The sequence below is a fragment of the Acinetobacter nosocomialis genome (assembly GCF_041021905.1).
Lineage (GTDB): Bacteria > Pseudomonadota > Gammaproteobacteria > Pseudomonadales > Moraxellaceae > Acinetobacter > Acinetobacter nosocomialis.
This window is the reverse complement of the sequence record NZ_CP157432.1, coordinates 982,981-995,749: the sequence shown is the minus strand read 5'-3', so window position 1 is coordinate 995,749 and position 12,769 is coordinate 982,981. Positions and strand designations below refer to the sequence as shown.

The window sequence follows — 12,769 nt, the reverse complement described above, 5'->3', positions numbered from 1 at the left end:
GTTTTTTTAGACCTCAGTTGAGATATTTAAACTTGCCATGACGCTTTTAAAATCATCACCTCGCCTCTTAACGTTTTGTTTTAAGCTCGTACTTGTTTTGCTACTGGCTTATCTTTTGTTAAGCGGATTTTATATGTGGATGATTGGTGGTACAGCTATTTACGTCAGCTCAGCCGTATTATTTATTATCACTGCTTATACGTTTAAGCTCGGCAAGTACCAGAAAATCTGTTCAGTTTTAAATATGCTCATGAGCACACTCGCGTTATATTTCAGCACCGCTCATCTATTTTTCTCCCCTATTCAGTTCTTTATATTTTTACCAGCCTTATTTTTTGTTGTGTTGGCTTTTACTCGCCTAAGTAAAGTTCGCAGTTTATCTAAAGTACTCATATTCATTAGTTTATTGGTGTGGTCAGGCATACATTTTACGCAGCTCGAACAACTTAAAGCGTATTATAAAACACAGCATACCGGTGAAAGTTGGCAACAATATGGTGCTTTGTAAGATCATTTTTTATTCTATATTTTCAAATAAATACGTGTTCTTTTTCACATGAAGTTCATCAGTAAAACTGAACAGCATTTGCAGAATTCCTTTTAAGAAAAAATATTCATAACAATCTAATTTATTTAGAAATATAACGAGCATATTAGCGATTGAATAGCATTCATCTACACGCTAGATTAGCTGAATTATTTTTCTCCCTTTACGTTATATTTTATGAAAATTTTAGATGGCGGTTTAGGCCGTGAATTGGCCCGCCGTGGCGCTCCATTTCGTCAACCAGAATGGTCTGCTTTAGCACTTATTGAAGCACCTGAAACAGTAAAAGAAGTCCACCTTGACTTTATCAATGCTGGTGCAGAAGTCATCACGACTAACAACTACGCGGTTGTACCATTTCACATTGGTCAGGAACGCTTTGAAACTGACGGCGTACGTTTAATTAAAGTTGCCATCGAACAAGCGAAAAATGCAGTTAAAGAAAGCGGCAAAAATGTCAAAATTGCAGGCTGCTTACCACCGTTATTTGGTTCTTACCGTGCAGACTTGTTCCAACCAGAACAGGCTAAAAACCTAGCTGAGCCTATCATTAAAACATTGGCACCAGAAGTAGATTTCTGGCTCGCTGAAACCCAGTCTTGCTTAAAAGAAGTTGAAACAGTGCATGCCTTGTTACCACAAGATGGTAAGGACTATTGGGTGTCATTTACGCTGCAAGATGAAATTAAACAAGAACAAGCACTCCTTCGTTCAGGCGAAAATATGCAGCAAGTGGCTGACTTTATTAAGCAGTCAAATGCTAAAGCGGTGTTGTTTAACTGCTGCCAACCTGAAGTGATCTTGCAAGCGATTAATGAAATTAAAGCGCTCATTCCAGTGTCTGTACAAATTGGTGCTTATGCCAACGCTTTCCCACCGCAAGATGAAAGCGCTACTGCTAACGATGGTCTGGATGAAATTCGCAAAGACTTAGACGCTCCAGCTTATCTTGCTTTTGCCAAACAATGGCAGCAAGCAGGTGCAAGTTTAGTGGGTGGTTGCTGTGGTATTGGACCAGAACACATTGCTGAACTTTCTCAATTTTTTAAAGAATAAATACCATGTCTGCTGCCAAAATCGGATTACTGTCTCTTACAGCGCTGGTATTTAGTTCTATGGTGGGGTCAGGCGTATTTAGCCTTCCCCAAAATATGGCTCAAGTTGCCAACGGCTCTGCCCTTCTTATTGCATGGCTCATTACCGGAGTCGGCATTATTTTCTTGGCTCTCTCATTGTTGCATTTAACCCGTCAACGACCAGACCTAGACGGTGGTATTTATAACTATGCACGCGAAGGCTTTGGAGACCTCATCGGGTTTTGCTCGGCGTGGGGCTATTGGTTATGTACTACCATTGGTATTGTCGGTTATGTAGTGATTGCCTTTTCAGGTGTTGGCATGTTTACCGACAGCAAAGACCACGTTATTTTTGGTGAAGGTAATACACTCTACTCTCTGATTGGCTCAAGCATTTTTGTATGGCTGGTACATTGGTTAGTAAGCCGAGGTATTAAGGAAGCAGCCATTGTGAATTTACTGGCGACCATTGCCAAAATTATTCCAATGGTCGTTTTCATCTTCTTTACCTTTATTGCCTTTAAGTTTGATTTATTCAAACTCAACTTAAATGACTTTTCTTTAAAAGTTCCCCTTTGGCAGCAAGTAAAAGACCTGATGCTCATTACCCTTTGGGTATTTACCGGTATTGAAGGTGCAGTAGTTTTATCATCACGTGCCAAAAACCGTCATGACATTGGCAAAGCGACCATTTTAGGTGTGTTGCTGGCATTAAGTTTTTACGTCATGGTCACAGTATTGGCTTATGGTGTGGTGAGCCGTGAAGCGCTTGCAGGCATGCATAACCCATCTATGGCGACCATTTTGCAGCAACTCATCGGTCTACCAGGTACCATCATTATTACTATCGGCTTGATTATTTCAGTTTCTTCGTCTTATTTAAGCTGGACGTTATTTGCCACTGAAATTCCATTTTTAGCTGCAAAAAATGGCGCATTCCCTAAATTATTTTTAAAAAATAATCAGAACAATGTACCGATTTCATCACTATGGCTGACCACTATTGTGGTGCAAGGCTCCCTCATTGCCGTGTATTTTTTCAATAAAAACTACACTCAGCTTTTACTGATTTCATCGGTAATGATTTTGCTGCCTTATTTTCTGGTATCGGCGTTTTATCTTAAAGAATCGATTCGCCATAAACGCACGCCACATATTGCCATTGCAAGTGTCGCTTCAATCTATGCACTTTGGTTGCTTTATGCAGCAGGTTTAGACTTACTTCTGTTGTCTGGTGTGTTGTATTTGGTTGGCTTGGTTATTTTTTCAATTAGCTACTTTGAGCATAAAAAATCGCTCAAACAAAACCAGCTTAATTAATTATTTCAACCAATGTTGAGCCATTTCAGCAGTGGTTTTCTAAAAACAAAATTTCTATTTTGAAGGCTGCGACTGCTTTAAATGCAACCTTAAAATACGACGTAATTCTAAAATTGCCTCTGGGCTAGTTTGAATCGAATGCCCACCTTTAATAATCAGCTCCGACTGCTCCCCACCCAAATGCGAACTTTGATACGGCACAATTCCATCACTCATTTTTGACTTATCTGTGGTGCCATTTATATTGCCCATAATTGAGTGATAGACCACGTTAGACGATGGCTGAATGGCTTGGGTCAACTGCATAAAGTTAGAAGAACGACTTAAATTACTTGCTCCGTTTTCAATTAAACCTTTTCTGAGTTTTGTATTTTTCTCATCTCTCATTTCGACCGCAATAAAAAAGTCGGCGGGTAAACGAATAATACGGCGAGCAATTTGGGTAAACCATCGGTCAGCGTAGTCAGTACCATGATGCGGCGCCGAAACAAAAACAACCCGCTTAAAATAGGGCAAAGTTTTGAACTGAAAACGTTCTCGAATAACCGGATTTTCTTTTAAACGCTTTAGCTGTGCTTCATTCATTTTTTGCATGGCTTGCACTGCAACATCAGCATCGCTTACCAATAGGCGGCTAATCACTCCGCCCATACTATGCCCAACCAACACTGCATCGTGCGCAGCGTAACTGTCTTTGGCGACGTTTTGAAAAGCTTGATTCAGCAAAGAGTAAATCTGAAAACGACTTTCAAAAATCGGCATATTGGTTGAATAAAACACCTGCCAAACTTGATAGTTTTTTCTTAATTCGGCATCGCCCATAATGTCATTGGTTAGGCTTACCCACGCCTCTGGGCTACTTGCCAAGCCATGAATAAATACAATAATTTTTTTATTGGGATTAAAAGGTTCCAGCATATATAAATGCGGCATGATTAAATTGGCTTCTTTATTAATTAAAGACCAATAACCTGCTGCACCTAAATTATATTTTGATAGCCAAAGCCCATAAGGTGCCGAATAGTTGGCAGTGAGCGGATAGTCCACGCCTTCAACTTTTACACGGTCCTGTCGGTATGGGTCAAACATGGCAATTTCTAACTCTGCCCCATCAATGACTTGATCGGCTGTGGCCTTTTGTTTTGGGTAGGCAATGGCCGTGACCGGAAAGAAGCGTGGTAAATGAATATTGGGATTACTCTGGTGAGCATAAAAAGCGTCGGGGTCTAAAATAAAACCATGATTTACATCATGCTCCTTACGCCCCACAATAAATTCAGCGCCTAACCCATCCTTACGGTTGACGGTATTAAACCCTGAAAAGTTCATGTTATAGCTAGAGCGAAAGGTATCGATCTCAATGTTTTGTACATCTACTGCATGGTCAAAATTGACATGGTACTCATGCCCATCTGCTTTTAGTAAAGGTGGAAAATGAAGCGTATTTAAATGATTAAAATACGTGGTCATGAGCTTCGACAAGGCGACGTTATAAAAAATACGTACCTGATTTTGTCGATGGTCAAATACCCGATCAAAAGGCGACTCTTCAGAATCAAACAAATAGACATAGCTATAGCGCAAGCTTTTATCAAACAACGCCAGCTCTTGCTCGACACAACTGTTACTTTTAAGAGTGACATTACACTGGCTACTACGCCCAACATCTAAAGCTTTTGCCAAGTAAATTTCACTGAGCGCAGCATAGCGTTCTTCTCGGCTGCTATTTTCTGACAATCCCTGAATTTTATTTAAACAAACATTAAAATTTTGCAGACAAGACTTTTCATTTTCTTTGACCAAATACAGCAGGTTTTGGGTTTGATGACTTAAAGTATTATCAGTCAAAATACTTTCATTTTTACTTTTTAAAGCACTGCTTAAGTTACTTTCTTTTAAATGAATAACCTGACAACCGCTCAGCAGTCCCATTATAGTAAGCACTAGATAATGGCTGGATTTTGTCATTGTGCATTCCTTTCGCGAATGTATTTCCCCACTCATCATTATGCCCGTAAAGCTGTGAACGAACAATTTCAGCTCAACTTCGATTTTGCTTTATTGAAAAAATAAAACCCCGAATTTATTTAAATTCAGGCTATTTCAATCGCAATGTTTAAGCTTGTTTAAACTTCTGCTGTGAAGCCAAATAAGAAAAATAAAGGATGGGTAAAATAAACGGCGCTACACTCCAAAAGTCAAAATAGACATACAGTACCGCCCCCATTAAAGCACCAATCACAAAGCCAATGACAATACTGGCACTTTTAAACAGACTTGCCCGATTGGCCTCATTATTATTTTTAAGCAAGTTGGCAATATCAATCCCAAGCTGGGTGGTGTTGCCTGTCATCATGGTACTTGGGCTAATATTTTTAATGAGTGTTTTACTTGAAGTATTACGAATAGCTAAGGCAATTAAACCGAGACCACCTGTGATTGCAACCGTAATCGCATCGGCATTTTTAAATGGCTCGAAATAAAGCCCAGCAACCATAAAGGCAAAGAGAAAAATAGCCTCAAATAAAAATAAATAAGACAGCGTTTTGTGTTTAGCCTGACTTCGGTCAATTAAAAGTTTGGTAATCACCACCGTCAAAATAAACAATGGAATAGCCGCAAGTTTAATCCAGACACCTGTACCGCCCTTCACTAAAGCCGCTCCTGCCAGTACCAAGTTACCCGTTACGTGCGCGGTAAAAAAACCAAATAACGCAATAAAGCCAATGGTATCAATTGCCCCACCGACCATAGTCAGTAAAACAGGATCTCGACATAGCGCCCATGTGCTTTGTGTTTCTTGTTGAATTGAGGTCTCTGGCATTACCTTTCCTATCAAATATTGGTTTTTAATTAGAAAATTTTTGTCAGAAATTTAATATAAATTCCATTCATTAATAACAACAGATCTTAAAGTAAAAACCTAGCTGTTCATTTTAAGACAGAGTGTATTTATACAAGATACAATGCAATTGGACTTTTTATTTTTAAAGATAAGGGATTTTAAATGCATCACTAAGATGCATTTAAAAAGTTCTCTGTTAGTTGAGCTTGTTCATAAGCATCAATAAACTGCGTTTGCGGTATCTCTTGTTTAGGGGCACTACAAGTTACTTTCTGTTCGGCAGCTTTTTTATCCCGCTCTTCTCCACTGGCACTACGACGTGACTCATAGACCCTTCTTTGACGGAAATAACTAAATGGTTCTACGTTACTTAAAAAACCATACTTAGAGTCATGAACATAATTTAAATAGAATTTTTTAATATCATCACTGACATTTGTATTCCAACTCTCAAATTGCCAATCTTCGATACTAATCATATATTCATATGCAGTTGAGACAGGTGAAAAAACTCTAAAAATATTAAAACCATCTTTCTTAGAAGCAGTTGCTTCTTTTAGTTTCTTCAACCTTTGCATTTCAGTTGCCATATCGGATGGGCCAACTGGTATGTATTCACGAAATTTATTTTCCTGACGTACACGCTCACTCACAGAAAGTTCTTTTCCAGCACGGGCAATGGTACCATATGCACTGTAATAAAGTTTCATACACCCTTTAATCTGCTCTTGAACACTTCCTTGACTCGGCGTAGCTGCTTTTACAGCATCATAATATTTTTGAGAGTCTGGTTGAATTTCAAACTGTTCTTTGAATAAATCCTTAAAGTTCTGTTGCAGTTCTTCATAACTATACATTCTGACACCTGCTTGTACAGCGTCATCAAGCATATGTTTTAACGGAATTCGGGCAAAATTGTCATTTACTCCCTGACTATCTGGTTCATACCCCCCACCCACGTCAGAATGTACCCCCGGATATACCACCTCTTTCCAGTTAGGGTTTGCTAACTTATTGTCTTTATGAATAACATCTACTGGGAAAGCAAAGCGCAGTTCATTACCAGCGATATAATGTGAACAGTTTTGAACCCGCTCATCTACCACCAAATCACGTTCTAAAAAAGGTAAGCTATTGCTTAAATTTGTAGCAGGCAAACCAAATGAAGCAACCGTATCGAAAATTCCTAAAAACTTAAACTCAATTGGATATTTGCCTTGTCCATAGGTAAGCCCATCGCAGTTTGATTCACACTGCCCTATAAATTGATTTGTAAATGCACGGGCAAGTGCAGCACCACGCGAAAAACCAAACACAGAAATATTAATTTTCTTAATTAGTCTGTGATCTTTTAAATTTTTGTCGACTTCTGCAAAGCTATAATTCTTTTTTTCACCTACATATTTTTTAACATCTTTTTCTGCCTTTTGTGCATTAAAAATTAAGACTTGTTTTAAAGCATCATTTAACTGGTCTTCACCATAATCTAGTCGTCTTGCACCACCTAAACCAACGCCCATACCTAACAGGCTATAGTGATCCTGAAAGTTAGAAATCGCTCTTTGAAAGATATTTAACTCAGCATTAAATCTGGTTCCAACACCAGAGACATATATTGCATAATCATTTTTTGCTTCGTTTTTATCACTATGTGTTCGAGCATTACGCCATAAACGGGCAGGATTGGACCATTTTTTTTCTTTTTTATCAGCATCCTCATTATTTCCAGTACCATCAAAAAAAACTGAAATATTCACGACATCGCGACAATCTTGCTTGCAAGATGGCTGATTATTTGCAACATCATTATTTATATTAACTGTACGTTTTAATTGAACGGCTAACATTTATTGACCCTCTCTTTTTATTTTTTCTCTCCACTTCATCCCCTTTTCTGTTGGGTCAGGCCAATTATTTGAAGTCGTTATTTCTACAGTATCATCAGGATAAATATGAGCTGCTAAATATTTTTTTCCTTTTAACTGTTCTTTCGTAATAATTACCTGATTTTTAGCAGCATGTTTTTCACCCGTATTTGCATCTTTCCATGTAATGATTTGCTCTCCCACTTTAATTGGGTTAGTAGATATTGCTTTACCAAATCCTCCTCCAATTTCAGAGCCATTTACTTCCATCATATAATCTGTATATCGAGGATCATATTTAAAAGATGTTGTCGCCATATAATAAGTTGTATTTGGACCAATACCTGCACAACCAGCTGCACTCAACATTAGACTTACTGGTAATAACAATATTTTCTTTAAACTCATTTCATTAAACCTCTCTCTGTAACCCAATTATTAAATTTATAAAAACTTATGATTCTTATAAATTTAAGAACTTACAATAAGTTTATTTACTCACTAATTAAAAAGTGAAATATATACCACCTTACGAAAATAATATTTATGAATTTCCTCATCATTTAATATTTTTATCCTATTTAAATTTTATATTCATTGTATAAGTCTTTTAATTTATATGAATCTTCTTCCAGATTTCAGTTCGCCAATCTAATCCCTTTTGAATAGGTTCAGGCCAATCATTTGAAGTTGATATTTCAACCGTATCATCGGGATATAAGTGAGCTGCTAAATATTTTTTGCCTTTTAACTGCTCTTTGGTAATAATGACTATATTTTTTGAAGTATGTACTTCCCCTGTGTTTGCATCTTTCCATGTAATTGTTTGTGGTCCCAATTTTACTGGTTCTGAACTCATCCCCCCACCAAAACCAGCTCCAATTTCATAACCATTTAATGTCACGTCATAGCTTGTATAAGCAGGATTATAGTTAAAAGATGTGGTTCCCATATAATAAGTTGCATTTGGACCAAAACTAGCGCAACCAGCCATACTTAACATCAAGCTCATAGGCAATAGTAATATTTTCTTTAAAACCATAGTATTTAATCTCTTTACCGTCTGAATTGGTCTAATAAGCTAAGACCTTTTTCAGTTGGCATAGGCCAGTTATTTGAAATCGTTATTTCTACGGTATCATCAGGATAAAGATGTACAGCTAAATACTTTTTACCTTTTAACTGTTCTTTTGTGATAGTCACTTGATTTTTAGCAGTATGTTTTTCACCTGTGCTTGCATTTTTCCATGTAATGACTTGTTCTCCTACTTTAATTGAACTAGTAAGGGTTGCATTCCCAAATCCACCTCCAATTTCAGAACCATTCATCTTAACCATATAACTATTATATGAAGGATCATAATTAAAGGATGTTGTACCCATATAATAAGTCGCATTTGGACCAAGGCTAACACAACCTACAAGACTAAATATCAAACCAAGTATTAAAAATAATCTATTCGACCGTTGCATTTTATTCATCATAAAATTTATTAGCTCGCATTTGCTACAAGTTGGACCATCACTTCATCCATAGATATTTTTTTATCTTTTAAGCGTTCTAGTTTTTGATTTAACCCTTTATCTGTTAAAAAGTTTTCTTTATAAATCAATTTTAAACAAATAAAATTTAAAATATCTCGTGTACCAAATAAGTTATACGCTCTAGCCTCAGGAATAGATTTAATAACAAATTGATATAATTCATTATCTGTCATATCACTAATAAGAAATTCATTATTGAGTTTTAAATAATAAATAAGATTATCAGGGAAAGTTGCCTCAACCATCATTTCTTCTTGTTCAACGGTAAAATGTAAAGGAACTTGCACATAAGGTAATTGTTCAACCCGTTCGTTTATTCCCCAAATTACTTGAAGTTTTCCTAACCTATCCCAATACCACCAACTTTGAAGAGGAGTAAGTAAGTCTTCAATCTGCTGAGCATTAAATACAGGCCCTTCGACATACAAAGTTTTATTTTCTTTATGGCCAACCAAGGTAGCTAAGATTACAGGGTCCCAAAATGCCAAAAACATTTCGAGTCCACCTTCAAATTTTACTTCTAAAAATTTTCGTAGGTGGTCAAACAAATAATTGAAGGACAAAGGGCTTACTATAATTGTCATGCGAGGCGTGCCTGCAATATTTTGTTGTATCCATTGCCATTCTTGTGATGAAAAATCTTGAGGGAGTTGAAGTAAATGAGGAGACACCGCTTTTGCTTCCTCACCACTCGCTTCTAACAAAAGGCATTTTTGACGTAGGTGCTCAAATTTCTTTAAGAAACTATTATCTTGTGCAGCATCTGCAAGTGTAAAAACGTTTAATCCAACTTCTGCTAAAGAGTGTTGCTGGAATGTTTTAAAAAATGTCTGAAGCGGTAATTTAGCAGCCATTTATTGACCATCTCCTTTGTTTATAAATGCACCTTTTTGTGCTGCTCGTCTCGCCAAACATTCCCAACACACGTTATTTGGAAAAATCGGTAAGGTCGGTGCTTCACTTGCTCCAGTTGTAAAAAGATGCTGACCAGCTTTAGCTGTAAATTTTTGCGGAGTAATTACTGTTACACCTGATGCATCAATTCTTAGTGCACTCTCTTTAGCCCTTAAGACAATTTCTTTAGGACTATTGATTTCAACTTTTCCTTCTGATGAAGTAATTTTGATATCTAATCTTGCAGATGCATCTAGTACATTATCTTGAGCCTGAATATCAAACTTACCTTTAGCAGCATAAATTTTTAAATCTTCTTGTCCTGCAAATAAGCTTACTTTTTTCTTCGCATTTAAAATTAGATTTTCATCTGTACTTGTATTAATAGATTTTCCACTACCAAGCGTAATGCTTTCAGATGCTTGAATATGGATATCTTTTCCTGATGTTAAACCAATACTTTCAGGAGCAGCTAAAAGTATGAGTGCATCTTTCATGGCTTTTAGGTCTTTCCATTGAGATTCTATTTTTTTGATATAGATCTCAACATTTTGAAGCATATCTGCTGCCTCAGCTTGCTGCTTACCTGCATATTCAGATAAAGCTTTCATACGCTCCAAGCCCTCGGAAAGATTTTCAATCGCTTCCTTTGCTTCGAGTTGTGTTTTTTGAGCACCCGGTTGAATGAAAGTTGAAACATATAGTCCTTTACTACGAATCGCACCAGATAAATCAGACCTTAATTCAAATCCCTGACCTCTTCCATCACTTTCAGCCTGCTCTTTAGGATGACTTAAATTACCTAAATTTAATTGACTTGCCCCATGACTACTATGGAGCTGAGTACTAATTTGCCCAGTCGTATCATCAAACCGAAGTTGGTTAAAACCAGACCCACTTACTTCTTTAGTACGAATACCACTTAACTTTTTGGTATCCGGTAGCTGGCCTTTAATATCAAATTTGGTAGGTGACCGTTGCCCTTCATGGACTCGCCCTGTAACAAATGGACGGTCAATATTTCCATCAAAAAAGTCAATTACGACGATTTCACCCACTCGTGGCAAAAAGCGTGCACCGTATCCTTCCCCTGCCCATGGCGTTAATACATCTACCCAAGCCGAGTCAGTATCATTGTCATTGCTTCCTGCACCTCCATCATGTTGATGGTCATCGGTACGGGTGAATAAAAAACGAACCTTGATACGCCCCCATTCATCTACATGAATTTCTTCTCCATCTAAACCCACTACTTTGGCCCGTTGCACATGGGCCGAGGGACGATGTATTAATGGGTCAAACTCTGGAACAATATCGATATAGCGGCGTACAACCATGAGTTCATTGGCTTGACGTTCTTGCGCTCGATCATGACTGACTTGCCAATGGCTCAAACTTAATAGTTGTTCAACTTGATCACGTATATCTTTTGGTAAATTGTTCTGGTTATAAAACCGCTTACTTAAAATCAAAAACTCTTTATCAGAACTTTCATGATTTCTTTCAAGTTCAGGATGTTCATTTAACTTGAACCAATAACCAACTTGAGCATCTCGTACGCTGCTTCGAGCAATAAAATACTTTGCCTGCAAAGCTTGATATTGATTTAATTGTTTATTTAGTTTTTCAATCTGACTATTGCTTGAAGTGGTTGCCTGATCTTCTCCGTTCAAGTCCGTAATCCAAGCAGGTGCAATTGTCCATGCCTGTTCAAGACTTAAACTTTCATTATCACGTTGTGAACTATGCTGATGTGCGCTTAAAACACTTCCACTTGCATCTTCTTGACTTAAGTTATCTGCTTGCCAACGTTGAAGATGGATTGCCGTGGGCTGCAGCTGTCTTTGTGCAATAAAACTGGTAATACTGTCATTTTGTTCAGTTGCATCGCTTCTATGATAGCGAATAGCTCGACGCTCTAAGACTTTATATTCATTATTATGATCAATAAGGCGTAGTTTTTGAGGCTCAATCGTCTGGCTATTACTCAAGACCATAGACTCTGATTCATCAATTAACCAGTTGATACCCTCTTCCCGCATGAGACGGGTTAAATACGCATAATCACTTTCATTCGACTGCATAGAAAAAGGTCGAATATCATAATTCTTAGTTAAGCCACTGCTATCTAGTTGTAAGCTTGCGGCAAATAAAGAACTTTTGTTTTGCCACTCTTTAAAAATAATCTCAATAATTTCTACTGCACTTTTATTCATAAACACCCGACTATTACGTCGTTTGTGCCATAAACTGGTCGCATCTTGCATAGTCAGTTTATATAAACAAAGTGCGCCATCACTTTGCCCTTGACTCGCCCCTATGATAATTCCTGTCGTTCTAAATAATTTGCCTGAATCTGTTACTTGTTCTACGGCAACTTGGCATCCAATAAATTGTTTTAAAGAAATATAAGGGTTTATTGATAAGCAAATAAGCTCAGCAGAAAGCCCTTCATTTATAGAATGAAAGCCATCAATACGTTGTAAAAAAACCTGATTATTTATTTCAGGATTAGTAAAATAAATATGTAGAGCCCGTTTTTGTGAAGCAAAACCAATTTTATCTAAGAAATCAAAAATATTATTTAACATTGTTATTTTAACCACAAATTAACTTACTCATATTAACAAACAGATACAAAACCATCAAACAAGTAAACATGCGAATTTTTAGTAAA

11 protein-coding genes are annotated in these 12,769 nt (G+C 37.2%); 3 read left to right on the top strand and 8 right to left on the bottom strand.

Annotated features, from left to right (window positions below):
- Positions 1 to 37 precede the first annotated feature (37 nt).
- The 3 genes from ABLC00_RS04715 to ABLC00_RS04705 all read left to right on the top strand — a co-directional run bounded on the left by ABLC00_RS04715 (position 38) and on the right by ABLC00_RS04705 (position 2,943).
- Positions 38 to 508: a hypothetical protein gene (locus ABLC00_RS04715; RefSeq protein WP_006581207.1), complete on the top strand. Its 471-nt coding sequence runs from the start codon at positions 38 to 40 to the stop codon at positions 506 to 508.
- Between the two features lie 216 nt (positions 509 to 724).
- Positions 725 to 1,603, top strand: coding sequence for a homocysteine S-methyltransferase family protein (locus ABLC00_RS04710; protein ID WP_004888298.1), 879 nt, complete (start codon positions 725 to 727; stop codon positions 1,601 to 1,603).
- A gap of 5 nt (positions 1,604 to 1,608) precedes the next feature.
- Complete coding sequence (locus tag ABLC00_RS04705) at positions 1,609 to 2,943, top strand: basic amino acid/polyamine antiporter (RefSeq protein ID WP_004888299.1); 1,335 nt, start codon at positions 1,609 to 1,611, stop codon at positions 2,941 to 2,943.
- Between the two features lie 54 nt (positions 2,944 to 2,997).
- Here the strand turns inward: ABLC00_RS04705 and ABLC00_RS04700 are convergent, their stop codons facing one another.
- From ABLC00_RS04700 to ABLC00_RS04665, 8 genes are all read right to left on the bottom strand, one after another.
- Positions 2,998 to 4,911 (bottom strand): alpha/beta fold hydrolase, encoded by a 1,914-nt coding sequence (locus ABLC00_RS04700; RefSeq protein ID WP_004888301.1) that lies wholly within the window; start codon positions 4,909 to 4,911, stop codon positions 2,998 to 3,000.
- Between the two features lie 148 nt (positions 4,912 to 5,059).
- On the bottom strand, positions 5,060 to 5,767 hold the full coding sequence (locus tag ABLC00_RS04695) for a YoaK family protein (RefSeq protein ID WP_004888302.1): 708 nt from the start codon (positions 5,765 to 5,767) through the stop codon (positions 5,060 to 5,062).
- 191 nt (positions 5,768 to 5,958) lie between these two features.
- Positions 5,959 to 7,635, bottom strand: a complete 1,677-nt coding sequence (locus ABLC00_RS04690) for a DUF2235 domain-containing protein (protein WP_033846662.1) — start codon at positions 7,633 to 7,635, stop codon at positions 5,959 to 5,961.
- Positions 7,636 to 8,061, bottom strand: a complete 426-nt coding sequence (locus tag ABLC00_RS04685; RefSeq protein WP_033846661.1) for a hypothetical protein — start codon at positions 8,059 to 8,061, stop codon at positions 7,636 to 7,638.
- 202 nt (positions 8,062 to 8,263) lie between these two features.
- Entirely contained in the window at positions 8,264 to 8,695 is a 432-nt protein-coding gene (locus ABLC00_RS04680; RefSeq protein WP_004888312.1) for a hypothetical protein, read from the bottom strand.
- 14 nt (positions 8,696 to 8,709) lie between these two features.
- Positions 8,710 to 9,138: a hypothetical protein gene (locus tag ABLC00_RS04675; RefSeq protein ID WP_004888313.1), complete on the bottom strand. Its 429-nt coding sequence runs from the start codon at positions 9,136 to 9,138 to the stop codon at positions 8,710 to 8,712.
- Positions 9,139 to 9,146: 8 nt separating this feature from the next.
- A complete protein-coding gene (locus tag ABLC00_RS04670; protein ID WP_004888314.1) occupies positions 9,147 to 10,052 on the bottom strand; it encodes a DUF4123 domain-containing protein in 906 nt (301 codons plus the stop codon).
- Positions 10,053 to 12,683 carry a type VI secretion system Vgr family protein gene (locus ABLC00_RS04665; RefSeq protein WP_004888315.1) on the bottom strand — a complete coding sequence of 877 codons (2,631 nt, stop codon included), beginning with the start codon at positions 12,681 to 12,683 and terminating at the stop codon, positions 10,053 to 10,055.
- Between the last annotated feature and the right edge of the window lie 86 nt (positions 12,684 to 12,769).